This is a genomic window from Parasutterella excrementihominis YIT 11859, from assembly GCF_000205025.1.
Lineage (GTDB): Bacteria > Pseudomonadota > Gammaproteobacteria > Burkholderiales > Burkholderiaceae_F > Parasutterella > Parasutterella excrementihominis.
The window spans coordinates 1-24,284 of record NZ_GL883703.1 but is presented as its reverse complement, the minus strand read 5'-3'; the positions used below and the strand labels follow the sequence as shown (position 1 = coordinate 24,284).

Annotated in this window: 17 protein-coding genes; 7 read left to right on the top strand and 10 right to left on the bottom strand. The window is 47.5% G+C overall.

Annotation, left to right across the window (positions count from 1 at the left end; translation table 11 throughout):
- Nucleotides 1–135: 135 nt before the first annotated feature.
- Nucleotides 136–1,677, bottom strand: a complete 1,542-nt coding sequence (locus HMPREF9439_RS05600; RefSeq protein WP_040603461.1) for a flavocytochrome c — start codon at nucleotides 1,675–1,677, stop codon at nucleotides 136–138.
- Nucleotides 1,678–1,789: 112 nt separating this feature from the next.
- Here HMPREF9439_RS05600 and HMPREF9439_RS05595 point away from each other — a divergent pair, with 112 nt between their 5' ends.
- Entirely contained in the window at nucleotides 1,790–2,743 is a 954-nt protein-coding gene (locus HMPREF9439_RS05595) for a LysR substrate-binding domain-containing protein (RefSeq protein WP_008864086.1), read from the top strand.
- A 14-nt stretch (nucleotides 2,744–2,757) separates the two neighbouring features.
- On the opposite strand, the gene HMPREF9439_RS05590 is transcribed toward HMPREF9439_RS05595, so the two are convergent.
- Nucleotides 2,758–5,052, bottom strand: a complete 2,295-nt coding sequence (locus HMPREF9439_RS05590) for a phosphoethanolamine--lipid A transferase (RefSeq protein ID WP_008864085.1) — start codon at nucleotides 5,050–5,052, stop codon at nucleotides 2,758–2,760.
- Nucleotides 5,053–5,149: 97 nt separating this feature from the next.
- Between HMPREF9439_RS05590 and HMPREF9439_RS05585 the strand changes: the two genes are divergently transcribed.
- Complete coding sequence (locus HMPREF9439_RS05585) at nucleotides 5,150–5,836, top strand: response regulator transcription factor (protein ID WP_008812289.1); 687 nt, start codon at nucleotides 5,150–5,152, stop codon at nucleotides 5,834–5,836.
- A complete protein-coding gene (locus tag HMPREF9439_RS05580; RefSeq protein WP_008864084.1) occupies nucleotides 5,833–7,143 on the top strand; it encodes a sensor histidine kinase in 1,311 nt (436 codons plus the stop codon). The genes HMPREF9439_RS05585 and HMPREF9439_RS05580 overlap by 4 nt, the downstream gene beginning before the upstream one ends.
- Here the strand turns inward: HMPREF9439_RS05580 and HMPREF9439_RS05575 are convergent.
- Both HMPREF9439_RS05575 and HMPREF9439_RS05570 read right to left on the bottom strand, forming a co-directional pair.
- Nucleotides 7,117–8,088, bottom strand: a complete 972-nt coding sequence (locus HMPREF9439_RS05575; protein ID WP_008864083.1) for an AEC family transporter — start codon at nucleotides 8,086–8,088, stop codon at nucleotides 7,117–7,119. The two genes, HMPREF9439_RS05580 and HMPREF9439_RS05575, sit on opposite strands and share 27 nt — an antisense overlap.
- Before the next feature lie 137 nt (nucleotides 8,089–8,225).
- Nucleotides 8,226–8,795 (bottom strand): molecular chaperone TorD family protein, encoded by a 570-nt coding sequence (locus tag HMPREF9439_RS05570; RefSeq protein WP_008864082.1) that lies wholly within the window; start codon nucleotides 8,793–8,795, stop codon nucleotides 8,226–8,228.
- A 194-nt stretch (nucleotides 8,796–8,989) separates the two neighbouring features.
- Here HMPREF9439_RS05570 and HMPREF9439_RS05565 point away from each other — a divergent pair, with 194 nt between their 5' ends.
- Nucleotides 8,990–10,426: an aminotransferase-like domain-containing protein gene (locus HMPREF9439_RS05565; protein ID WP_008864081.1), complete on the top strand. Its 1,437-nt coding sequence runs from the start codon at nucleotides 8,990–8,992 to the stop codon at nucleotides 10,424–10,426.
- Here HMPREF9439_RS05565 and HMPREF9439_RS12915 read toward each other — a convergent pair.
- The 4 genes from HMPREF9439_RS12915 to HMPREF9439_RS05545 all read right to left on the bottom strand — a co-directional run bounded on the left by HMPREF9439_RS12915 (nucleotide 10,423) and on the right by HMPREF9439_RS05545 (nucleotide 14,729).
- Nucleotides 10,423–11,523, bottom strand: a complete 1,101-nt coding sequence (locus HMPREF9439_RS12915) for a porin (RefSeq protein ID WP_050789281.1) — start codon at nucleotides 11,521–11,523, stop codon at nucleotides 10,423–10,425. The genes HMPREF9439_RS05565 and HMPREF9439_RS12915 overlap by 4 nt on opposite strands.
- 47 nt (nucleotides 11,524–11,570) lie before the next feature.
- The gene (locus tag HMPREF9439_RS05555) at nucleotides 11,571–11,966 is read right to left on the bottom strand and encodes a cytochrome c3 family protein (RefSeq protein ID WP_008864079.1); all 396 of its coding nucleotides are present in this window, start codon (nucleotides 11,964–11,966) and stop codon (nucleotides 11,571–11,573) included.
- A 15-nt stretch (nucleotides 11,967–11,981) separates the two neighbouring features.
- Nucleotides 11,982–13,535 carry an FAD-dependent oxidoreductase gene (locus HMPREF9439_RS05550; RefSeq protein ID WP_008864078.1) on the bottom strand — a complete coding sequence of 518 codons (1,554 nt, stop codon included), beginning with the start codon at nucleotides 13,533–13,535 and terminating at the stop codon, nucleotides 11,982–11,984.
- A gap of 273 nt (nucleotides 13,536–13,808) precedes the next feature.
- Nucleotides 13,809–14,729 (bottom strand): LysR family transcriptional regulator, encoded by a 921-nt coding sequence (locus HMPREF9439_RS05545; protein ID WP_008864077.1) that lies wholly within the window; start codon nucleotides 14,727–14,729, stop codon nucleotides 13,809–13,811.
- A gap of 117 nt (nucleotides 14,730–14,846) precedes the next feature.
- Between HMPREF9439_RS05545 and HMPREF9439_RS05540 the strand changes: the two genes are divergently transcribed.
- On the top strand, nucleotides 14,847–16,673 hold the full coding sequence (locus tag HMPREF9439_RS05540; RefSeq protein WP_008864076.1) for a flavocytochrome c: 1,827 nt from the start codon (nucleotides 14,847–14,849) through the stop codon (nucleotides 16,671–16,673).
- 148 nt (nucleotides 16,674–16,821) lie between these two features.
- Here HMPREF9439_RS05540 and HMPREF9439_RS05535 read toward each other — a convergent pair whose 3' ends face one another.
- Together HMPREF9439_RS05535 and HMPREF9439_RS05530 are read right to left on the bottom strand one after the other, a co-directional pair.
- Complete coding sequence (locus HMPREF9439_RS05535) at nucleotides 16,822–17,463, bottom strand: 4Fe-4S dicluster domain-containing protein (protein WP_008812298.1); 642 nt, start codon at nucleotides 17,461–17,463, stop codon at nucleotides 16,822–16,824.
- A 10-nt stretch (nucleotides 17,464–17,473) separates the two neighbouring features.
- Nucleotides 17,474–19,675: a molybdopterin-containing oxidoreductase family protein gene (locus HMPREF9439_RS05530; RefSeq protein ID WP_008864074.1), complete on the bottom strand. Its 2,202-nt coding sequence runs from the start codon at nucleotides 19,673–19,675 to the stop codon at nucleotides 17,474–17,476.
- A gap of 101 nt (nucleotides 19,676–19,776) precedes the next feature.
- On the opposite strand from HMPREF9439_RS05530, the gene HMPREF9439_RS05525 reads away from it, so the two are divergent.
- Nucleotides 19,777–20,799: a LysR substrate-binding domain-containing protein gene (locus HMPREF9439_RS05525; RefSeq protein ID WP_008864073.1), complete on the top strand. Its 1,023-nt coding sequence runs from the start codon at nucleotides 19,777–19,779 to the stop codon at nucleotides 20,797–20,799.
- 128 nt (nucleotides 20,800–20,927) lie between these two features.
- A complete protein-coding gene (locus tag HMPREF9439_RS05520; protein ID WP_008864072.1) occupies nucleotides 20,928–24,086 on the top strand; it encodes an MATE family efflux transporter in 3,159 nt (1,052 codons plus the stop codon).
- Nucleotides 24,087–24,284: the final 198 nt, after the last annotated feature.

Below are 24,284 nucleotides of genomic sequence, written 5' to 3'. Positions count from 1 at the left end.
GAGGGTAGCGACAAACAAAGACAAGAAAGTAAGAACAGTACTTTTAAAAGATTCTGATTGCTCATTTTTTCTTTGGCTGAGGAATTTTGAAGTTTCAATCAGCGGCAGCAGGCGCCGCTGATTGGAAAAGTACGGCTAGCTCCAGTTTTGTTCTTGAGCAGCTTTTCTTCCTGCAATTCGTCCGTTGGCTAAGCAGTCAAGAACGGCACAAGAGCCGAGTCGCACGGCGCCGTGTACACCCCCGGTTGATTCTCCGGCGGCATAAAGGCCCGGGATGGGTTTGTCGCTGGACACATCAATGACCTGGCCTTTGCTATTGGTTTCCAAGCCGCCCATGCAGTGGTGAACCTTTGGCGAAAGGATTGAGCAATACCACGGTCCTGTTCCGATGGCCTGGGCTCCTTTGTAGATTTTTCTGCCCATTTCGTCCGGAGTACCTTCGGCCTGGTGCTTGTTGTAGTCGGCAATAGTGGCCTGCAAGGCATCCATCGGTACGTTATATTGTTTTGCCAGATCTTCTAATGTCGCGAATTTGTGGACAACTTTTCTTTCGAGCTGCTTGTCCAAAATTCCGGGACGGCTCTTCTGAATCGTCAGATCAACGGCGGTTTGGTCTGCTAATGCGATGCAGGTATGACCTTTATTGTTATTGGTAATAACAGCGTCGGCACGAATCTTTCGGTTGGCTAATTCATTGACAAATCTCTTGCCTGTTGCACAATCGATCCAAATTCCTTGTGTTGCTGCTGCGCCCTGGGCGAAATACAAGGCGACGCCCATGCCTTTTTCTTCAGGAGAATTCCAAGGGCCGCATTGAATCCAGTCGGCCTGAATCAAATTACCGCCGATTCTGGAGGCTTCTCTCCAAAGTTCTGACGTAGCGCCCGGCTGGTTCGTTGTGTCGAATTTGTCTGTCAATTTCGGATCATGTTTCATGCGGTAGTTCACATCCGCTCCGAATCCTCCATGGCAAAGGATTACGGCTTTTTTGGCCTTGATGAACTTAACTTTGCCGGACTGCGCGTTCGGGAATCTGTAGCCTTCTCTTACCTGCAGGCCTTTAACTCTTCCGTCCTCATCACGAATGATTCTTTCTACGTAGACTCTTAGTCTGACGGGTATGCCTAACTTCTTGGCGTATGCAAGTTGTTTATGGACAATTTCGGATCCGGACCCGTTGATGGTATAGACGTGACGGGGAACAGAGTGACCGCCTTCCTGGCCGACTTTGTCGTTGTATTGGACACCGAGTTCTTTTACTGTCCACTCGTACGTTGGTAAAGCTTCTTCGGTCATCGCTTTGATTTTCTCGGGATAGCCGTAACCGAGTCCGGCGGCGATCATGTCGCTTGCCAGAAGTTCAGGAGAATCTTTGATGCCTAATTTAACTTGAGCCGGATTTCCCGGAACTGCGAAAATACCGCCGTTAATGACGGAATTTCCGCCAGGCGCTCTCATCTTTTCCAGCACAATAACATTACCGGCATTTGCGTTTTTAGCTTCTGCGGCCGCAGCAAGGCCGGCAAATCCGGAACCGACGACAATTATGTCAGCCTCTTCATCCCACTTTGCTGGCATTGGGTCCTTGGCTGCTGCATTTGCAGTTACGGTAATTAAGGAAGAGGTAGCCAAAAGAGCGGAAGATGATAAGAACTTTCTTCTATTGAGGGTATTCATGATTTTCTCCTTAGAAAATAATAAGTTATGGATATAATCGTAAATACTTCTTTCTAAGTCCACCATGTTTTCTCTAAACTCTTAATTGTGAAATAGACAATTAAGAAGACGTATGAAAATCTCGGAGCGACTTCTTCCCTGGCAAGTGCTTTTATCGCTGTCCGAAGGAAAAGGCTTTTCTTTAGCAGCGGATAAGTTTGGTCGGGACGAAGCCTTTTATTGCCGCCTAACACATGGGCTTGAAACTGAAATCGGAATCCGGTTAACGGAGCCTCATTCAAGGCCAGTTCGTTTAACTCAGGATGCCATTGAGCTGCTGCCGGAGATTGAATGCTATTTGGAGGCCGCAAAGAAGTTAAAAGAAAAGATTTCTGCTTCGGGAAGTCATAAGTTATCAATAAAGCTCGGGATACCGGTTAATGTTCCTCGTACCAGTTTTGTGGAAATTATCCAAAGTTACTCTCATCAGGATCCAAATCTAAAGGTAGAGATACTTTCTGACGTGGACCATGAGGACGTGATTTCAGGCAAGGTGGATATTGCGTATTTACCGTATCGTCCGCCTGCGGAAGGGCTGTTTATTTGGGATGTCAATAAAGTAGGGAACGTTCCGTTAGCTACTCCCGAATATGTTAGGAGGAGGGGGAATCCGCAAAGTCCTGAGGATTTGAGAACCCACGACATTATTTTGAGAGCGGGCCGGAATTATCCGGCTACAACCCATTTGCAAAAAGACGGTGAATTACGCTCACTTGAGTACAAACAAATTGTTTTCTCCGGCGACGTGCTATCAGGTAAAGAGTGGCTGATGGCAGGGATGGGGGTCGCAATAGATTTATCTCTCGCCTTTTGTTGGAGGGATATAGAACAGGGAAGGTTGTTGCCGGTATTAAATGGCTGGAGTAGAGCTCCGTGGGATTTGACGGTGGCAATAAAAAAGCAAAACCTTTCCAATCAACGCCTTGTAGCTCTTGCAAGGGCTCTTGTCGAACATGAGACGAAAGCTTCTATAAAACGAGCAGAGTTTTATGCCCTGGGCCTGCAAAAGTTAAAAGCCAGGCAATAAATCAACACAGCTGGTTAACTGTTCGATTTTCTGCAGACAGCAGAAAAATCCTTGTTTTGATCATAGACGGAAGATTTAACGTCAAGAATCCCGAGAAGCGAGGAAAAAAGCTGATCATGAGAAGCGTCCGCTTTGGCCTGCTCGCGCAGGCAGACGTCGTTAAGACCGAATTTTTGCTCAAAACCTTTTGACAGCCACAGAAGCATAGGGACTTCTTTTTGCTCTTTAGGCGCGATTAATTCCGGCGCGCCGTGCAGATACATATTGTTTTCGCCAAGGCTTTCCCCATGATCGCTAACATAAAGCAGTCCCGTATCAAAACCGTCCAGACCCTTTAACCAATCAATGACGCCGGCTAAAAAGTGGTCGGTGTAAAGGATTGCGTTGTCGTAGGCATTTACAATCTCTTCCCGAGAACAATTGTTGAGCTTCTCATCCGTGCAGACAGGCTTAAAGACTTCAAAATTTTTAGGATAGCGTTTAGAGTAAGCGGGGCCGTGGTTCCCGAGCTGGTGCATAAAGACTACGGTCGTTTTGCCCGGCTTTAAGATTTCTGAGGTATCAATGCCTGCGAGCAAGGCTTCGTCATAGCATCTCGGTCCTGAGCAAAGCGAAGGGGCTTTGGTTTTAGAAATGGACAAAGATGGGACGCCTTTGCAGACGCCCTTGCATCCGGATTGGTTATCGACCCAAAAAACATTGATGCCTGCTCTCTGAAGAACCGGCAAGAGGCTTTCTTCTTTCAAAATTCTGTCTCTGTCGTAGCGATCTCGACCAACACGGCTGAACATGCAAGGCAAAGAGACATCGGTACTCGTGCCGCAGGAGATCGTTTTGCTGAACGGAATCACATTTCTGGCACGCAGCTGGGGCGTCGTATCACGGCTATAGCCCGCAAGACCCCAATTGGCTAAACGAGCGGTTTCTCCGACAACAACGATAAAGAGTGTTCCCTTGTCATTCTTGTGACTCGCTCCAAGCGCGGGCTTTGGGTCGATGACGATGCGAGGCGCATCGACCTCTGTAGAACCGTCTTTAAATACTGCTTTGTACGTTCCGCTGAAGACGTTTACTGGTGAGATTAAATTTCTAAGGACAGGCTCTGAACGAATCAGCGAAGAGACGCCCTGGAAGTTGAGCATGAGGAAACAAACTCCGATGACCAGCCCAACTAAAGCTTGAAATATGCCGCGTACAAAAGAAGAATGCTTAATCGGGACAAAGAAAGTTAGATAAAGCTGCGGGAGGCATAAAAAGGCGAATTCTAAAAAGAACTTGGCAGTTAGAAGTTCCGCAGCCTCAGCCGTATCGGTAGCGAGCGCGTTGCGCATCATTTCCGAATTAATAATGGTCCCATACTGATAATTGAAGTACATAGCTCCGGCTGCGCAGACCGTAAAGAATAAGCTAAAGACTTTAATTAAGAAGCTGTGGTTTAAGAGCCGAAGAACCGTGAAAAACGCAGAAAAAAGAATAAAAGCGCAAACAGCTAAAAGCCATAGGTCCGAAAAAGAGAACTTGAGCGCTGAGCAAGCCTTAGAGAAAAAGGGAAGATTAAAAATAAAAGTCAGAGAAAAAGCTGTGATCAGGCAGTAAGAAAGCGCAGAAATAGGTTTTTGGCGAATTTTTACCGGAGCTTTAGGAAAGAAAAATAATCGATAGAACAGGGCGCAAATAGCCCAGTCCAAAAACATCGTAGCAAAGGAATGAGAGAGGAAATGTGCGCCTTGCGCCTGACGCCCAACCCCTAAAATCCAGCCTAATGCTAGAGCGAGGATAAGGAAAATCCAAGATCCCGTCACGCGGAGCTGGCGGAAGGCAAAGTAAAGGGAAAACAAACAAAAACCGGAAGAGGCGTGTCCTGCAGGGAAACACTTTCCGGCGCTCCCGCTTCCGCCGTACTGAGGAAGCGACCAAGGACAAGGAGAGGCGGATAAGGGCTTCAGGCCGCTGATGATGAGCGCACAGGCCGAAATAGAAAGCGTGACGTACAGGCAGACTTTTCGATAAGGCTTTAATCGGGCGAACTTCTTCAAATAAGAAAGCAGAAAAAGAATCAGCGAACTCACCGCAACAGCAACTGCGACATACTTGCCGCCTTTATGGAGCACTGCTGAAAAGAAAAAATTTCCCGTCCCTAACCAATTATTTCCGGAAAGATAAAACGGTGCCGCAAAAAATGAGTCGATCGGTGCGTAGCGAAACTCCGAAATTAGGCATAGCAACCACAAAGGAAGCAATACCGTTAGAATGTCATTGAAGCTCCAAACCAGGAAAGAATTGGTCTTCTTTGGCACTTTTAAATTCATCGTCTACAACTCCGCACCGATCGGAAGATAAGTATGGGTCTCTTGCCTGAAATGACGGGTTAAGCGATCGTGAAAACTACGTTAAAAACGAACAGATATGCCGACGATTTTGATTGTGGAAGACAACGAGGACATTAGGCTCAACCTCGTTGAATATTTAGAGTCCAAAAATTACCAGACCGACAACACGGATGACGGCTTGAAAGCTCTGGCTTTAACAATCGTCAATAAATATGACCTCATTGTCCTGGACATCATGATTCCCGGTATGGACGGTTTGCGCCTTTGCCGCGAACTGAGAAGCCGGGGCAACACGACTCCCATTATTATCTTGAGCGCTAAAGACAGCACAGACGACCGCATCATGGGTCTTTCCGAAGGCGCAGATGATTACATAGTGAAGCCTTTTTCCTTGGCTGAGCTTCTGCTGCGGATCCAAGCCGTCCTTCGCCGCAGTTCAACGCCGGAAGAAAAAGTTCTTCAAGTCGGGAATCTCAGGCTCGAACTCGACAGCAAGCGGGTATTTCGCGGAGATACGGAGCTCAAGCTCAATCCGACAGCTTTCCGGATTCTTGCCTTTTTGATGCAGAAAAGTCCCGAAGTTGTTTCTCGTGAAGAAATTGAAGATGAGATCTGGGGCTTCCAGCGAGTGGCCGGGGATAATTTGAGAGCTCATATCTATCAAATTAGAAAAATCGTAGACAAGCCTTTTGAAGAACCGCTGATTGAAACTCGTCACGGGTTCGGCTGGGCGGTACGAGCAAAAGAGGATCGCGGGGAATGAAAAAAGGTCGTTCGCTCAAGCAATCGTTGGGACTTTTGTGCGGCTTAATTGCAGCCGCCTGCGCAGTTCTTTATTCCATTACATTGGTTTATGTTTTAGAGACGGCAGAGAACAAGCTCATGGCATCTGTGATGGATGACATGCTGCAGACGGTTGTGACTGCCGATATTCTTCAGGGAAAGCCGCCGCGATTGGATCAGGTCACGCGTCTCTATATTGAAGGAGATCCATCACGGCAGATACCGGAGCTTTTTAAAAATTATCCTCAGGGCTATACAGAGTTCACGGATGGCGAAGATCTCCACACTTACACCAAAATCATCGATGGGAAGCGTTATGTCCTGACCCGTCATCAAGGCAACTTCGAAATTTGGGAACGGCATCTTTTCCGAATCGGCGTGGTCGGATTTCTTCTTTTAATCGCTATTTGCTCTTTCGTCGGCTGGTATTTGGGCCGTAAGCTGCTGTCTCCATTGGGACAGTTAACCAAGGAAGCCGTGAGAGCCGAGGGGCTGATTCAGAACGGCAAAATTTACACGGAAGAAATTTTCAAGGGTTATTGGCCGGACAATGAAATCGGAGAATTAGAAAGATCTTTTAAGGCGCTTGTTTCGAAACTCAAAGTGCTGGCGATGAAGGAGCGGGCTTTCTCTACTGAAGTCAGCCATGAAGTTCGTACTCCCCTCACAGTGATTGATACGAGCCTCGAACTTCTTAATGAACAGGTTCAAAGCAACGACCGTCAAAAAACTTTAATTCGCCGGGCGCAGAATGCCTCTTCCAGAATTAAAGGGATGGCGGAGGTTTTCTTAAATATCGGACGTGCTAGAACAGGTCAGAACAACGCGCTTTGCTCAATGCCCGAACTCATTGCCGGCCTGAAAGAGTCTTGGAAACAAAAGGCTGAAAACAAGGGATTAAAGCTTTCGGTCGAACTGAAGAATGCGCCTAAGCAGACATTTAATGAGGTGCTCGGGGCAACCATCTTTGACAACCTTGTCTTCAATTCCATTCACTATACGGACAAGGGTTCGGTGACTGTGATTATTGATGAAGATAAGGCCATTATTCGAGATACGGGCATCGGAATTAAAGAAGAGGATAGAGAAAAGGTTTTTGACCGAGGTTTTAGAGCCGGACAGGGCAGTCGCGGCCATTATCAAGGATTTGGGTTGGGACTGGCAATTTCGAAGCGCGCAGCCGAGGCCTTAGGCTGGAGCATTTCCCTCAAATCCGAAGTCGGCAAAGGTACCGACTTCGAGATTCGTTTCAAGTCGGACTCAGTTAACGAGGTTAACGGCGATTAGCAGGAAGGGAAGGACGAAGATCATCGCAACAGTGCTTGCGCCGATGGCCTCAGAGGCAAACTCTTCGTCTCCGCCGTAGGCTTTAGAGAGCACGGCAATCACGGAAGAGACAGGAAGCGCGGAAGCCAAGATGAAACACTTCCGCATGAGCGGATCCATGTCCAAAGGCATCGTGCACAAATACATCGTAATCGGACGAATGACGTAGCAGGAGAGAAGAATCAGCCAGACTTCCCTCGGGAGTTTCCTGAGCTTCTCAAAACCGATTTGCCAGACGGTAATACCGACAAAGACCAATGCCAGCGGTGTCGCTAATTGACCGATTGTATGGGTCGACTGAGAGATGAATTTAGGAACGGGAATCGACAGAAGGACAACGATTAAACCGATAAGGAAACCCATCAGCGGCGGGGAGAGCAGCATCTTGAGTCCGTGAACCGAGAAGATCTTAGGTTCTTCTGTCATGCCTCGGCGCGCACCGTCTAACTGAATGTTAAAGATGCCGACGGTCCAAATGAAGACGCAATTGGCAAAGAAGTAGACGAGCAAATAAGGAATTCCGTTCGAGCCGTACATTGTCTGTACCAGAGGGACGCCGACGAACAAAACGGTCGCGCCGGTAAATGCGGTAATGAACGTTCCTTTCATGTGAGGCCGAACCCAGCCGAGCTTGATGAATAGGACGGAGATCAAAAAGTTCAAGCCGACCGTTAGGAACGGAAGCCCCGCAAACTTCAGTAAGTTATAAAGCTCCCCGTGCGAAAACTTAGAGATAACAGAATAAAAGAGGAAGCACGGAAGAGCGGCGTTGACGAGTTTAGAAACGATACCGCGGTGCGATGGGGCATCAAACCAGCCTTTGCGTGCGAGAAAAACACCAAAGCCGATCACGATCAATAAAACACAGACCGCGGATAGTGAATGAAGTATTGTGGCGGCTAACATTATTTTTCCTTGGGATTTGCTGATAGTTTAGTCCAGCCAGTATTGTTAATCGACGATAGGAAGACTCAAAAACTAAAGCAAAAACCGCCTTAGAGAAGGCGGTCAAAAGCGCATGTGAACATGTTCACACAGGGAAATTACAGGGCTTCTACAAACTTTAAAGCGGTTGTGACAGAGGCGAAGAATGCCTTGATTCCGGCGTTTTGTGTCTTGCTGTCGATGTTTTGTTCTGCGGTCGGCCACCACGCAAGGATTTCATTTTTAACGAACTGCTGCGCCTCATCAATTTTGTCTTCGGCTAAAAGGTGGCCGAGGAAGGCAAGTTCAACTGCAAGATGATCGTCAGGCAGGTTGGAGGTGTTCTGAAGACCTCTACTGAGATAAGTTTTAAAAGCTTCGTGAGTATTCTTTCCGGTTACGGTAATCAGGCCGCCTGCCCAAAAGGAGTGCGTCATACCAATGGTTGTGTCGCCGACACCATAAAAGAGTTTGGCGGCATCGCGATCAAATTCTTCATTAAAAGTAACCTCGTTGAATCGAGGTCCGCCAAAGCCGACTTCATCGGCGATACCGTTAAAAGCTTCTGCAGCCTTGGGATAAACGGAAGTTTTATTCTCATGCGGGTCGAGAATAATTTCGCTTAAGACGGTGATGATTTTTGCTAATGCTTCGGAGCATTCTTCTCGAGAAATTTCTGTGTAATTCATGTGAGTATTCCTTGGGACTGGCACAGAAGGAGCTGGCCAGCGCATCTTTTTTATTCAATGAGACTTTATCAGTTTGAGGGCTTCAGGGCTACTTTTTGGATGTCATCTAGCACCTCTCGTTTTCTCTTATTTGCCTTTCTTTTTCTTGGTATAGAAAACATAATTTCCTTGTACAAGAAGGATGGTTTGTGCTTATGATCTGTTGGAAAGTAGATAAAAACAGCCCGTTGCCGATATACAAACAGCTGGTTAATTTAGTTCGGGATTCGGTGGCTTCGGGACAACTGAGGAAAGGAGAGGTGCTTCCGTCCCAGCGCCAGCTGGCAAAACTTCTTGGTTTGTCCCGCGCAACGATTGTGAAGGCAATGGAAGAAATGACGGATGCCGGACTTGTTGATATCAAGGAAAGGAACCAAGCTGTCGTTTCCGATCTTTCCACAAAGGGCGTCCAATGGAACGTCTACTTCCGACGGTCCGGCCATCGTTACTGCAACATACAAAAAAGCAGTCGTATTGACGGCAAAGAAATTAATCTTTCCCGCCTTCGTCTATCTTCAGAATATTCGGACTGCGACACAAACTTGAAATCGCTCCGGAGGATAGAGCAGATCATCGGGACCTCTTCTGTGTTGAGGCGCGATGACATTCATGGTATTGAACCTCTTCAGACGGCAATGCTTGAATACTTAAACCAAAGAGGGGTTGCTTGTTCTCGAGATGAACTTTTACTCGTTGCTAGCCCCGTACAGGCGATTTCTTTTGTTGCCGAACTACTTTTATGTGAGGGCGTGCACCTCTACTACTCAAGCCCGAGTGATATAAATTACTTTGGTTACCTGGACTCTTATGGTGCTCAGTTACATCCATTGCCCAGTGATCCTGAAGGAGTTGTTGTTGACTCACTATTAGCGGAAGGGAATCCCAAGAATGATAAGGTCTTATTCATATGGTCAAGTTGTAATCCGCCGACGAATGTTTCACTGAGCAAAGGACGCAGGGACAAAATTCTCAGCGTGTGTAAAACGCATAATATTCCTGTGATTGATAACTGCATGCTTGAGTTATATAACTTGGAGAAAGACGGACCCAATTATTTGTTTAGGCAGGGATTCTCTGACGGAGTCGTTCAAATCGGAGCTTTCCCGAGAGGTATGGCTGCGGGAACCTGGCTTTCGTGGATCGTAGCCCCTAAATCTGTAATCTTGAGACTTGAAGATATTAAGGAAAAACGATTCCGAACGATCGACATCCTCTCTCAAAAAATTTTGCTGCACTTGCTTGAAACAGGAGAGCTGCAGAACTACCACGATTCCGTTCGAGAAAAGATTAGGGAAGATACGTTCTCGAATAATTACCTTATTCAAAAGTATTTAGGGGATATTGCGGATTGGAACCGCAGGGCAAGCGGCTGGTGTTTCTGGCTTCGCTTTAAAAAACCGATAAACACCAAAGTATTGTTTGAATCGAGGCAGGGAATTTCATTTAACCCGGGATTCTTTTACGACTCTTCTGATACGCAGCACATTATGTTAAATCCTCCTTCTCTAACTAAAGAACAATTTGAAGAAGGACTGCAAAAACTCCGAGAAGAAATCCTGTATCTCTTCCCGGAGGCTTTCACGGATGATTAGAAGCTGTGTTTGATACCGCTAAAAAGTTCTAACGCGCGAGTAATTTCTTTATGCCCGTGCGCCTTGGCTTCCGATTTTCCCCAGTTGGTTCCGGCGTATAAAACTGTTCGTTTCGAAAGAGGATATTCCTGTCCGATAGAGAAGATCAGCCGTTTGAGTTTGTCTTTATCCTCTGCGCCTTCGTTCTTACCATGGAAGTATTGCACTGCGGCTTTAAAGGTTCCGCTAAAACAAGAGACGTCGGTACCGGTGATAATTGCTATGCCGTTAATCCCTTTTGTATTCGGATGTTTTGCTTCAACAGCTTTAAAAACTAAGAGCGGTTTTTTACCTACAGATAAAGAATTTCTCGCATATTGTGCGGCTAGGTAGGGTTTGAAACCGTCAAATTGCTTATTGAGAGCAAGCCCGTAAGTCTGACCGTCTTGATAGCCTTTACCTTCGACTGTCGGATTCATTCTCCAGCCGGCAAAAGCCAGAACATTCAGACCGTTCTTCATGTAGGTCACGCCGCCGGACAAATAACGAGTGTTGTCGACATTTCTTTCGGCTTCTGTCCCCAATACGTCCAAAGAGTATTGGGCCATTACTTGCCAACCGTCCATCTTGGGAGACTGCCAGGCAAAGGTATTGTCCATTCTCAGATAATCTGACATCGAAGAGCCGGAAGCGGCTATCCCCCAACCCGTCGCAAAAGGTCCCGAGTTTGGTCCCCAAGGATCCCAGGAACCCATGCCGGACATAAAGTTGCCAATACGGCCCATGCCGAACTTTCCGTAAGCGCACTCATAAGTTAAGTTCGCTTCTCGTCCGAAGGCATAGTTTGCACCTTGGCTCTGAGCTCCGTTGTTTGAGTCAAAACCTTGTTCCAGGACGAAGCTGACGGCTCTGCCGTTACCCAGGTCTTCTTTCCCCTTGAATCCGAAGCGGCTCGGTCTCATAAAGCCTGTTTCTTCATAGACTCTGGTCTCACCGTTCACTCTAGCTACCGCAATGCCGGTGTCAATGACGCCATAGACTTCTACTTGTGACGCCCACGCGAGCGAGGGTAAAAATAAAGGCAAAGCTGCCCGCATAAGAAAATTTAATTTTTTCACAATACTCTCCTCAGTTCCGCCGGGGCTTTTTTGCCCCGGCTGCTTATTTACTTTGTTCTCACATCAAAGGAGTGGCAGTTGTTGCAATACATCTTCGGAGGAGCTTTGTGAGCGGTGTGGCAGACGGTGCAGCGGACGGGACCGGAGTGGCTGTCGTGGATTGCAGCTGCACGATTGCGACCGCTCTCGATATAGACTTTAGGTACGCCGTATCCCTGAGCATCCAACTTTGCTCCCCGATAATGCCCCGAACTGTTAGCGTGGCAGCTTAGGCATTGTTTCTCATTGGGAGCGGTTGTCGGAGTATTTATTCCATGGCACTGCTGACAAGTCACACCCAGCTTTTCATGAGCCTTCATGGATTGGAGAGCCTGAGCTTGCGCCAGAGAGGAGAAAGCCAAAGCTAAAGAAAGAAAACAAACTGATAGTGAAATACGCGGCATATTCTTCTCCTGGAATTAATTCTTTGATTCATTAACTAAACGCATGGCATCACGGCCGGCGATTAAACCTCCGGTCATACCGAATCCGCTTGTAAAGCCCGGGTATTTGATGTCGTAACTTGTGTCATACAAACCGCCCATATCCATTCCCACGGCATACAGACCAGGGATGACGTTGCCTTTTTTGTCCATCGCCTGCATTTTTGAGTTCATGCGGATTCCGCCCAGGGTCTGGAAGAAAGCTCTGAGGCCGCGCATTGCATAATAAGGACCGTGATCGGAGAACTTAAACAAGAATTCTTTGGGTCTGCCAAGCATCTTGTCTTCGCCGGCATCCGCGGCAGCGTTGATGTCTTTAACAGTTTCGACAAGATTCTGGATCGGGACGCCTATTTTCTGAGCTAACTCTTCAATTGTGTCGGCTTTGAAGGCATAGCCTGCTTTAATACCTCTTTCCAGGCCTTCGTTCAGAGCGGTCATGGGTTCTCCACGGATGACAATTTGATTGAAGTCAGTGAGAGGTCCGTCTTTAATAAGTTTGTTTTTCATGTTCTCATCGAAAATAGAGAACATCACGCCACCGTTTGCCGTCATGGCGTTATGGTTGTCATTCCAGTAACGGCCGTTACCTTCGTTATAGAAACGCTGACCGAACTTATTTACCCACAGAAACGGCTGACTTAATGCAGCCCTGGACTCTTTGAGCCATTGAGGACCGTTAAACTGGAAGATGACGGGTTCATATTCAAGGTAAGGACTGTTGCCGGCAATGGTATCCATACCTGCCAAATCAGCTCCGATCGCTTTGGCCATATTGATGCCATCGCCTGTACGGCCTTCAATGCCGGGGCCTCGAAGCATGATTCTTGCCATCCCTTCCTTGCCGATGTCCGGAACGTATTTCTTCAGCATTTCCTGATTTCCAGGGAAACCACCGGTCGCCAGAATGACGGCTTTGGCTTTAACAACAACCTTTTCGCCTTTGTAATTTTTGGCTTCTACTCCGATTACTTCACCTTTATCGTTTTGAATGAGTTTCTGAGCTGGGGTTTCGAGAAGAATTGTTCCGCCTTTCTTTTCAATATCTCTGTAGAAAAGTTTGATGAAGCCGGCTCCAAATCCGTCCGGAGCCATATGACGGTCTTTTTTGCCTCTCTTATTTAACTGAAATTTATAACCTTTAGTTTCAATCCAGTCCATAGCCGGACCGCTTTCATTGATAAGCGTTCTCAGAACGACGGCATTGATTCGGTAGTTGTAGAACCGAACGACGTCTTTGTAGACCTGGTCTGCTGTCGGTTCTTTAAGTCCGTTTCTGCGTTTGTAATCCGAATCTGCTGCGAAAGCACCTTCGAAGTAATTTCCAGCACCGCCGAGGCCGGGAAGTTTTTCTAAGACAACAACTTTGCCGCCATGATCCAAAACCGACATTGCCGAACTTAAGCCCGAGATTCCGCCTCCGATAACTACAACGTCTGTTGTAAGTTCATGATCCTGAGCGGAAGAAACTAAACAAAAGCCCGCCAGGGCAGAAATGACTGCTGATTTGACTAATGTTGGACAGCTCATTTTTTCTCCTTGTTCAAGTATGGGATTCAGGAGAAATCTTAGAAATTTCTTAAGAACCGAGAAATGTCCAATGATCCAGTTGGAACATGACCAGAGGTTATAAAATGCAGACCAGAAGGAGGATTTAAGCAGTCCAGAAGAAAAGTTACTGGGTAGACGGTAAGGGCAGGTCTCGTTCAATCCAGGATGTAATGTTAACTTTTTGAGCAGTAAAAAGACGAGTAATGGCTCGTCGAAAACCACCACTCCTAAGGTCAGTTTGTAAAGACGTTATCACTGTTCACCGGCAACGCTATTCATATAGCCTCTTGACTGTAAATAATCTTTGAATTCTTCAAGACGATTTGTTTCGGAATCTTTAGCTTGCGGCAGGAAAATTTTTAATTCCCTCCGAGCCCATGGATCGTTTAATTGGACAGTTTTAAATTTCCATTCCGGAGACTTTTTCTCTAATGTCTTTTGAGAAACGATGGCGTAGCCGACCCCTACAGAAACGAACTCAAAGAGAATGTTTGGGTTGTCTACCTGCACTTTAAGTTTCATTGGCAAACCCAAATCCACAGCTTTTTTACACAGGAAAAGCTGCATGGAACAATTTTGAGATAGGCCGACAGAATCGAAAACCAGTAATTCTTTGAAATCGACGCGAGCTCGATCGGCAAACGGATGGTTTTCGGGAACGATGGCTACTAACCTATCTTCATGGTACGGGAAGCTTCTTAATGACTCAGGGATAACTTCACAAACGGAGATTCCAATGTCTGCTTCGCCCGTGGAAACCGCTCTGACGACGTCAATAGAGGGCCGCTGTTCCAACACGAAGGAAATTTCATTATGGATTGTCATATATTCGGCGAGGTCATAAGGGAGGAAATCAACAGCCGCGCCATAATTAGCGAAGATTTTGATTAGTCCTTCTTCTTTACGTATGAACGGCCGAAGCGAAGAAGCCATGCCCTCAAAGGTCCAGAAAACCTTTTTTGATTGGTCAACAACTAATTTTCCAGCAGAGGTTAATTCAACGCCCTTAGGACTTCTTTTTAGGAGCTTGACTTTCAATGCATTCTCTAATTTTCGAATGCGAACGGATGCGGAGGGAGCGGTAAGGCCGATTTTTTCTGCTCCCCTCGTTAAGTTTTGGCAGTCTGAAATTGCTTGCAGCAACAGCAAGTCATTGAGATCGTAGTGAAACATTTGGGCAAATTGTGTTAGATGAAACCTAACACTATCTTAGCTATTTTTAAATAGAAATTCTCTTCTATAACTCACATAATTTAATAACGAGATTGGCTCGTCCACAAGGAGAATTAAATGTTTAAACCATCAGTAGGGTATGTGTTGATGGCGGGTGTGTTGTCTTTTGCATTTATTAATGCAGCCTCTGCCGAACCTTTCAATGCCGACCTTTCTAGACAATATATGAGCGGAGATAAAGCAGCTTATTTAGCCGGTGTTCATACAAAGAAAGGGCTTGACTGCGCCGCATGCCATACAACGAATGTGATCTCAGATTCAGAGACTGAAATCAATAAACAATGCGCCATTTGCCATGGATCATTAGAGCAAATGGGAACAAAAACCAGCTCTCAGACCCCCAATCCTCATAAAAGCCACATCGGCCAAATGCAATGCACGGCCTGCCACTCCGGTCATGTCCCGAGTGTAGCTTATTGCACAAATTGCCATGACTTCCCGACTTTGAACAAAATGAAGCAGGGTGTAAGCCGATTGAAGGCCAAGTTCACGGACGACTTGTCAAAATATGAAGAATTAAAACCTGTAAAAATAGAAAAAACAGACCTGCTTATTGTTGGTTCTGGCGCGGCTGGTTTCACGGCTTCAATGGCTGCAAGAGAAGCCGGCGTAAAAAATCTCATCATGATTGAGAAGATGGCCGTTCCGGGCGGTAATAGCCAATTGGCAGCCGGCGGTATGAATGCCGCAGGAACAAAATTCCAGAAGCAGGCAGGTATTGAGGACAATCCGCAGTTGATGTTTGACGACACCATGAAGGGCGGAAAGAATGTTTCTAATCCGGATCTCGTAAGAGTGCTTGCCGATAAATCAAACGAGTCTATTGAGTGGCTCGATAAACACGGAGCAACTTTAAGTCATGTTGGTCAGGGTGGTGGATCTTCCGCGGCTCGTATGCATGGACCGGCCGACGGTGCCTTTGTAGGCCCCTATCTTTCTAAGTTCTTCAGAGATGAAGCTGCTAAGTCGAATTTAGACCTCCGCCTCAATACCAAACTTGTCAAACTCATAAAAGGAACGAACGGAGAAATTACCGGAGCTTTGGTTAAAGGCAAACATACTGGCATTTATCAGATTGATGCGAAAGCGGTCATCCTTGCGACTGGTGGTATTGGTGCCAATCCTGAGCTAATTCAGAAGCTTCGCCCGGATATTAGCCCTGAAGTAAAAACCTCTAACCAACCGGGCAGTCAGGGCGACGGTATCATCCTCGGCGAAAATGTCGGCGCTGCAGTTGTAGATGCGAAGGAAATTCAATTGAATCCGACCCTTCTTGTCGGCTCTCCGGTAATCGTTTCCGAGACGGTTCGAGGAGCAGGTGCTGTCTTTGTAAATAAAGAAGGCAAGCGTTTCATTAGCGAACTGACGACAAGGGATAAAACAAGTGCAGCGGTTTCGAAACAGACAGGAGGCGTTGCTTACGAAATCTTTGATCAAAAGGTTAGGGATAAAGTAAAGCAGACAGGCGCTGCATTTGAGCTTGGGCTTGCAAAAGAAGGTAGGACCTTGGAGGAACTCGGAAAAAACGCCGGAATTGATCCGAAGAATCTAGCAGCAACGATTGCCCAATACAATAAATATGCAGAAGCCGGTAACGATCCTGAATTCGGTCGTCCGAAGATCTCAGCGAAGGTGGATACTCCAAATTTCTATGCGATTGAAGTCACTCCCGCTATTCACTATTACATGGGCGGCTTGAAGATCAATCCTCAGGCCAAAGTAATCGATAAGAATGGCAAAGTTATCGAAGGTTTATTTGCCGCAGGTGAAGTGACCGGCGGTGTTCACGGAAAGAACAGACTCGGAGGCAACTCGATTTCCGAGACGATTACCTTCGGCAGAATTTCCGGAGAGGAAGCAGCAAAACGAATAGCTAATAACTAATCGATTATTGTTCCTAAGCAAGAGATGCCGGCGAAGTTTGCCGGCATTTTTGCGAGTAGCGGGTAAGAAGGCGGATCAGAGACGTGCCTCAAAAATACCCTAAGAGACACGAGGCGGTGCCGCACGCTTTCGGCACCGCACTTCAAACTTAGGCTTTAACTTTCATAGCCCCAAAGTCCGTAATGGAAGAAATGAAGCGGATCTTCGGAGAAGTACCGGCATCCTTATTGATGATCTGGGCCTTAGCGATCAAGGCTTTCTGAGCAGCGGTCGGATTGTCGTAGTCTACTAACTGCAAAGCCTTAGTCGAGCATACTTCAACGCAGGCAGGCAAGCGCCCTTGGGAAGTACGATGCGTGCACAGCGTGCAGTGCTCGGCTTTTCCGGGAATGCGCGTTGTCCAAGCTGTCGGACTGGCAGATCTGCCGCCGAGCGGCTTCAGATCGCCGAAGTAAGACTGCTTATTCGGATCGGAGAATTTAGGAGCACTGTACGGGCAGGCAGCTAAGCAGCCTTTGCAACCGATGCACTTTTTCTGGTCAATCAGAACTTCACCGTGCGGTCCGAAGTAAACGGCTTTTACAGGGCACACCTTCATGCAAGCTGGATTTTCGCAGTGCATGCAGGATACTCGGAAGTATTCGATGACTTCTTCAGCCGGATGCTCAAGTCTTTCCAAATGGTTCCACTTCACACCGGGCGCAACTTGGTTTTCTTCTTTACAAGCGACGAAGCAGGCGTGGCAGCCGACGCAGTCGTCAGCATTAACAATGATTCCATATTTGCTCATGACGATCTCCTTAGGCTTTCTTTTCAATACGGACGGGATTTTCGAAGTAGCTCGGATAACCGGACAGCGGGTCGCGATTGCCGCGGTTCATGAGTTTCTGGGTATTCTGGTTGTCGAGCCAGCCATATTGAGCGTCAATCGTGCCGACAGGAACTATCAGAGAAACCACTGCTTTAGCTTCTACAGGACCGCCATACGGGGAAGTGATGAGGATCGTATCGCCTTCCTTAATACCTCTGGCTTCCGCGTCTTTCGGATTGATGTTGACGTGCAGACAGTCTTCAATTTCCATCAGGTAGGGCTGGTCCGTACGCGTCTTGCTGTGCGTGATGTACGGTTTGCGTGAGCCGTTCATCAAGCGAAGATCAAAATCCTTGCTGAGCTCGGTCATCGGCTTGTAAACCGGAAGGCCGGGATAGCCGAATTTGGCGGCACGATCCGAGAAGAAGTCCAGCTTGCCGGAAAGAGTGTTGAAACCGGGTTTGCCGTCAGGACGGAGTCTTCCGTCTTCGTACTTCTTGAAGCCGGGCTTCGGTGCTGGGATGCGGCTGATCTGAGGCAATGCATTTCTAAACTTAACGAGGTCGCCGCCTTCGTACTGATGAAGGATGAAGTCGAGGGCTTTTTCGGGATCGCCGTCGAAGAAGTGTTCGGGTTTATCAACAATGCAGCCGAGTTCCAGAGCAATACGCCAGTCTTCTTTAGCTTCGCCGAGCGGTTTGATCGGTTTGCGAACGGCAATGTTAGGACCGTACCAGCCGAAGGGAGCATGGCGTTCATAGTTCATCGCAGCAGGAAGAATGATATCCATGTTTCGGTGGCTGTCTTTGCGGTGGAAGTAGTCCGTTGCGAATGCAAAGTCTAATTTCGAGAGGGCGTCGTTATAGACATCAGGCTGCGGCCAAATGTTGACGTTAAAGCCCCATCCGCAGAAGACTTTGACTTTACCGTCACGAACCCATTCAGGCAGGTTGTTCGGGCTTGTCTGATCCTGTAGGTCATGCCAGAGCGGAAGTTCGTCTTTATCTAAGCGGCGAGCTTTTACTTCAGGAGAGTTCCACCACTTCTTATCGGCCATAGCGGGGTGCAGACCGAATGCAGCCATGGACAAGCCTTTGGGAGGCTGACCGAAAGGAACGCCGCCAGGGATGTCGATATAGCCCATTAAAATTGGCAGTAGGAGCAGACCGCGAGTGTTATTCACACCGTTGGAGTTGTGAGACAGAGACTGAGTCGTCAGAGTGAAGGAGCCCGGGCCCTGAGCCCAGAGGCGAGCCGCGGCGACAATCTTGTCGGCCGGAACGCCGGTGATTTCCTGGGTTTTTTCGGGTGTGAACTGGTCAACGTACTTGGCGTACTCTTCGAAACCATGTGTCCACTGATCAATGAAGGGCTTATTAATAAGGTTTTCTTTGATCAGAACGCGGGCGATACCGGCAGCCAAAGCGGCATCCGTACCAATGGCAGGAGCCAAATGGATATCGGCAATTTCTGCGGCTTTGGTTCTTCTTGTATCAACTGTGATGATCTTGCAGCCGCGTGCTTTTGCAGCCTTTATGGCTTCCCACCAACCCAGGGGCTGAGCCCAAACGTTGGTGGCCATGATCATGTAAACCTTAGTATCTTTCGTCGGAGTTGCGCCGTTGTTCGGCTGTCCGAAGTTGAGCTGTTCTGCCATCATGCAGCCGGAGCGGCAAGCGGCGGAGGATTCTGTGGCCCAAGTGGGAGAGTCGAAATAGCGAGCCAAACGGTAAATAGAAGGTCTCGGTTCTTTCGGGTCGCCGGCATAGAACATGACAGATTCGGGGCCGTATTTCTTCTTGGCGGCGAGCATGTTGGCTGCAATCGTCTTGTAAGCTTCATCCCAGGTAATACGAACCCATCCCGGATCGGCAGCCCCTTTGGGAGCCGTGCGTTTCATCGGGTAAAGCAGACGATTCGGGTTATATAAGCGCTGCAGAGTGCTCATGCCTTTAGAGCAGAGCCAGTGACGCGGATTTTCTTTCCAGTTTTGGATACTGATGATGTTATTGCCTTGTGCTTGGAACTGAATTCCGCAGGAAGGTACATGGTTGCAAGAATCGCAAATGGCAAAGCCCGTCCATTCCTGAGGCTGGGGATTTGAAGCCTGTGCAAGAACGGAAGTAGCCGGAGAGACGGCCGGAAGAGCGGAGATTGCCTTGAGAATTTGCCTTCTTGAGAGTTTTTGCATAATTGTTTCTCCTTGGTCAGCATTGGGGTGCTTCTGAGTGAAATTTTGGAGGCTTTTCGCGTGTTTGAATAGAGGAGTTTTCCTGTCATATTTGATTAAAATTGACAAAAATCCTCATCAAAATTGATAACGATATAGCCCAAGACAGACCTACCAGCGAGTTGCTCAGATTTCTTGCCGAGTTCTATGACTCCCGCAACCTTATTTCCACGGCAAACCGTTTAGGCAAAGGTTCAGCAACGTGCTTTCGCCTCTTAGCGCAGGCTCGTGAAATTTTTGAAGATCCTTTGTTTGTGAAGAGCGGGCGTGCAATGATGCCGACACCGAAGATGGATTCATTGATCGGCGAAATCCAATCCATTTTGATGCGCATAGACCGTCTTCCGAGTCCGAAGGTCTTTTCGCCAAAGAATTTAACGCAGGATTTCCGTATTGGTTGTATTGATAATGCGGCTCTGAGATTCATAGTTCCGTCGCTTGCTAATCTGTTTGATCAGGCTCCGAATATTCGTCTGTCTATCATTTCGCTCCATGAGCATTTTCAGTGGGCGCTGGAGAAGGGCAACATTGATATTGTCATCTACGCACCGCCCAATTTGAAGTTAAGAGAATTAGGAAAGAAATTCCATTACGAGACGCTCTATAACACCGATCACTTATATGTGGTCAGGAATACTCATCCTTTGGCAGTCAAGCTGAGGGAAGGCAAGCAGCTTAAAAGGTCGGACTTAAAGAACTATCGTTTTATTGCGGTGAAGTACGGTTATTCGGAGGGAAAGATCACGACCGACTCCTCGGGGTTTGAAGAGGGGAGCAATATTGCCATTGATACCCCTTATCTCTTAACGGTTCCGCACATGCTCACGCAGTGCGATCTTATCGGACGTTTGCCGGAGTCCTCTGTGAGAGAACTTATCGGCAACCTGCCTCTGACCATTCTTCCGAAGAATCTAGTCGCAGATCCGGCGTGGACACCGGTATTTCTGTGGCATGACCGTACGCATTTTGATCCGGCGCATCAGTGGTTTCGCTCTGTTTTACTGCGCAGTCTCGAAGAGAAACGAGCTAAAAAACGCCGGAACAGAAAAAATAGCGAAGAGGATGAGGTCGGCCGCACCCAATAGAACGCTCGAAAAGAGTGAATCTATTGCCGAAAACCACAGGTAACTTTTGCTTCTCTGTTACAACCATAAAAGCTAACCTTCTGTAAAATCGAAACTTTTCACAAGAATAATTACTTTTGAGTCGCAAGGTGAATCAGTCATTACGTTTTGATAAGAAGGATCGAGATCTGCTCAGAAAAATTAATGAGGTCATCGATTCCGGCAATGTGTCTTCTGCTGAGCAGGAGACTTTTAGAACCGCTCTGCACCCGCACGGCATTCAAAACATGGTTAGCACCCATGAAGAACGGATGGCGATGGCTGAGGTTAACCTTTTGCAGCGTTTAAATGACGGGACAGGCGTAGAAGAAAGACTTTCGGCTCTGAAAACGCTTCATGATGAAGTGCTTTACAGCGCACAGACACCGTTCCGCTTTAACACTTCGCGCGTGCTTATTCAGCTCATGAAGGAGATTGTCCGCGCACGCGGCAATGAAGAAGAACAACTCCGTCTGATTCACGATTTCCAAAAAGTGGCGGCGGGTAACCCTCGTATCGTTCGAGCATTCCTTTCTAAATTCTTTCTGTTGGAGATGCCGGAAGAGTGGAATCAGAAAACGATGGACGACCATGTGCACGACGCCAATACCATGGGCCGAAAAAATCCGACCTATTTGGTGATGGACGCTCGTGTGAAAGGAATTCGCCGTCTGACGGTTGTCTATTACAACTTTGTTGATCCGAAAGTAGTCTACGAACTTTATGAAGCTGCTCATATCATGGGCATTTCGGTTCGGCTGGGTATTAAATTTAAAGCTTGTTTCCACGATCGTTATGTTGAATTCCTTTGGACGCCGAAGGGATTTACGGACACAAAGTCGGTTTTGGACTTTTTAAAAGAGCCTGAAACCGGAGCCTTGATGCAGGAAGGCCGCTCAGTCGAAGACTGGGCCAAAGAAGAAGTCCTTCAGACCTTGGAAGTCTTTAATGCCAAGCACGCAGCAGAAATCGCGAAGGAATGGGGCATTGAGGTTCCCCTTCTGTCGGCAAAAGAATTTGAAGAGTACGTTGGCATGGGACAAACCACGCTGATTCGTCTTTCTGAATTTGTGCACTCCAAACTGCTTCCGCTTGTTGAGACAGAAGCTGATAAAGTTAAGCAGGAGCTCCTGAGCGCATCTCCTGAGGATCAAGGCGTTCTTCAGGAACGCCTGAATAAACTGGATGAATTGACTTCTGTTGTGCTTTACCAGCGTTGGCTCCGTCCGTCTCGAAATCCTGAAATTCCCTCGCTGTCTGAATCGGCGGATGATAACCGTCCGGATCTTCTTAAGGTTGACGTTCAGGGACTCCTGTCTCGTCTGATGCACATTCGTCCGTCGTCACGCATTACGCTTTTAACGGGCAAGCTGTCAGATGCGGATGTTTTAGAACTCCTTTGGCTCGGACAAGGTCGGATTTCGCATCTGGAAATCCTAAACATGAAAGAGCGTGAGCTCGGACGTGTAAAACACTTGAACGAGATCAATCAGCTGCAGCAGGCGATCAACCGACACAATGCGATTGAGCTCAAAAGAATTATCCAAGAAATGCACCAGCGTCTGGAGATTGCACAAAATCCCGAACGCAGCGCTCTCTTTAATGAGTTCCTCGAGAACATCCCGTGCATCTTGAGTTTCTATGCCAACCAGCCGCTCGGCAGCCGGTTTGGATCGGACTCCACGACCATCTTAGGTACACGATTCGGTATGGGCTTTGCCGTGCCCGATACGCTTCCGCGCAGCGCGCAAAAGATGATCGAGAAGGAAAGCGATGAGTCTTTCCAAATTCCTCTGCATGTTCCGGTTCAATGTATCGATGTTTATTCGGAGCCTGAGGAAGTTTCTCCATTTGTGAAATGGGTTCGCAAGAACTTGGGCTTCACAAAGTTCGGAATGAAACACTCAAGAGAATGGGTCGCGACCTACGCCAACGCAGAAGTCACAACGAATAACTGCAACGTGGTTTCTCTCGGCGGCATTACACGAGGCAATACTAACGGGCTTGTGGCTGACGAGAGTAAACAGAAAAAAGAAAAGACCGGTTTCTCTTATACCAATACGACGATCCTGAACATTATCAAGGTCACGATCGGTTTCCTGCCGGCGTTCCTCACTTTCATGCTCACTCAGAATTGGTGGGTGCTCGCTTGGTTCGGAGCTCTGATTTGGTTCAGCATTACCGGCATCCGCAATATTATTCAGGCGGTTATTGCTGGGGGCGGCTTCCAGAAGGGCGCGCGCATCGACTGGAAATCCTTGATTAATTGGTCTCGCGTCAGTGACTCATTGATGTACACCGGCATGTCGGTTGTGCTGCTCGAAGGCTTTACTCGTAATGTCCTTTTGGGGCATATTCTCGGGATCACAGTGGATAAGGCGCCTCTACTGGTGTTCTCGATCATTGCTTTGGCAAATGGTCTTTACATCTCTTCTCATAACATCTTCCGTGGATTTCCGAAGACCGCTGTTGTCGGAAACTTATTTCGAAGCATTTTGGCAATTCCGGTAGCCATGGTCTACAACGTGATCCTCGCGATGATTCTGCCGATCATTACCGGAATGCCTGCGGCCGCGATTTTGGTGCCGGCGGCAGCGATCGTGTCTAAGTTCGCTTCCGATACAGTGGCTGGAGTGATTGAGAGTGTGGCTGATCGCCGCAATAACTACCGCCTCCGCACATCTGACTTTCGTATGTCGGCCAAGGCGCTCTTCAGCTGCTTCGAGCGTATGGAACTGGCTTTTCCGAAGAACGATATCCTCTCCTTAATGTCTCGTCCAGCAGATTTCATTCGTGTGATTTCCGAGCGCTCTAAATCGATGGAAATCGAATGCATCGTGATTTCTCTCGATTTGATGTATATCTGGTACTACCAGCCTTGTGCACAACATGCCTTCCTGACGGAACTCAAGAGAATGTCTGCGGAAGAGCGTTTAGTTTTTGTTCGCTTCCAGAAATCTCTCACTGAGTACAAGGAAGTTTCAAGGTTGTTCTTAAGCGGAATGCTTGGTTCTAATTTCTCGAAGGCTTTGGCTTTCTACCTTGATAACTACAAAGCCTATCTCTCTGCGATTGAGGATATTTGTAGAAAGATTGAGGAGCGTTCTCCGGTCGAGTTTCAGGAGACCCACTTGAAAGCCAGTCCCCTCGTCCCAGCGGTAGTTTGGGTGAAGACTCAGGCCACAGCACTCGGAAGAAAATTCCGAGGAAAGAAAAAAGAATCTTTGGCGCAGGAAACGGTGGAGAAAACTACGACTGAAAACGTCTAACCGCAATTGAAGAAACGGTGGATCGGCGCATCTGTTTTTGAATGGATTCGCCGATTTTTCGTCTAAGAATTCTTACGTTTTTGTTGAAGACCTGAATCAATCGCATTAAGTCAGATTCAGTTTTCGACATAGATATTCAATAATATTTCATATCGATGTTGAATAATATTAAAAGAATCACAATTCGACGAACTATAG

What these genes read in the sequence shown, in the direction of transcription:
- HMPREF9439_RS05600 (WP_040603461.1), bottom strand. Translation starts at nt 1,677, where the DNA reads ATGAATACCCTCAATAGAAGAAAGTTCTTATCATCTTCCGCTCTTTTG.
- HMPREF9439_RS05570 (WP_008864082.1), bottom strand. Translation starts at nt 8,795, where the DNA reads ATGAATTACACAGAAATTTCTCGAGAAGAATGCTCCGAAGCATTAGCA.
- HMPREF9439_RS05575 (WP_008864083.1), bottom strand. Translation starts at nt 8,088, where the DNA reads ATGTTAGCCGCCACAATACTTCATTCACTATCCGCGGTCTGTGTTTTA.
- HMPREF9439_RS05565 (WP_008864081.1), top strand. Translation starts at nt 8,990, where the DNA reads ATGATCTGTTGGAAAGTAGATAAAAACAGCCCGTTGCCGATATACAAA.
- HMPREF9439_RS05530 (WP_008864074.1), bottom strand. Translation starts at nt 19,675, where the DNA reads ATGCAAAAACTCTCAAGAAGGCAAATTCTCAAGGCAATCTCCGCTCTT.
- HMPREF9439_RS05585 (WP_008812289.1), top strand. Translation starts at nt 5,150, where the DNA reads ATGCCGACGATTTTGATTGTGGAAGACAACGAGGACATTAGGCTCAAC.
- HMPREF9439_RS05580 (WP_008864084.1), top strand. Translation starts at nt 5,833, where the DNA reads ATGAAAAAAGGTCGTTCGCTCAAGCAATCGTTGGGACTTTTGTGCGGC.
- HMPREF9439_RS05540 (WP_008864076.1), top strand. Translation starts at nt 14,847, where the DNA reads ATGTTTAAACCATCAGTAGGGTATGTGTTGATGGCGGGTGTGTTGTCT.
- HMPREF9439_RS05590 (WP_008864085.1), bottom strand. Translation starts at nt 5,052, where the DNA reads ATGAATTTAAAAGTGCCAAAGAAGACCAATTCTTTCCTGGTTTGGAGC.
- HMPREF9439_RS05535 (WP_008812298.1), bottom strand. Translation starts at nt 17,463, where the DNA reads ATGAGCAAATATGGAATCATTGTTAATGCTGACGACTGCGTCGGCTGC.
- HMPREF9439_RS05595 (WP_008864086.1), top strand. Translation starts at nt 1,790, where the DNA reads ATGAAAATCTCGGAGCGACTTCTTCCCTGGCAAGTGCTTTTATCGCTG.
- HMPREF9439_RS05545 (WP_008864077.1), bottom strand. Translation starts at nt 14,729, where the DNA reads ATGTTTCACTACGATCTCAATGACTTGCTGTTGCTGCAAGCAATTTCA.
- HMPREF9439_RS05550 (WP_008864078.1), bottom strand. Translation starts at nt 13,535, where the DNA reads ATGAGCTGTCCAACATTAGTCAAATCAGCAGTCATTTCTGCCCTGGCG.
- HMPREF9439_RS05555 (WP_008864079.1), bottom strand. Translation starts at nt 11,966, where the DNA reads ATGCCGCGTATTTCACTATCAGTTTGTTTTCTTTCTTTAGCTTTGGCT.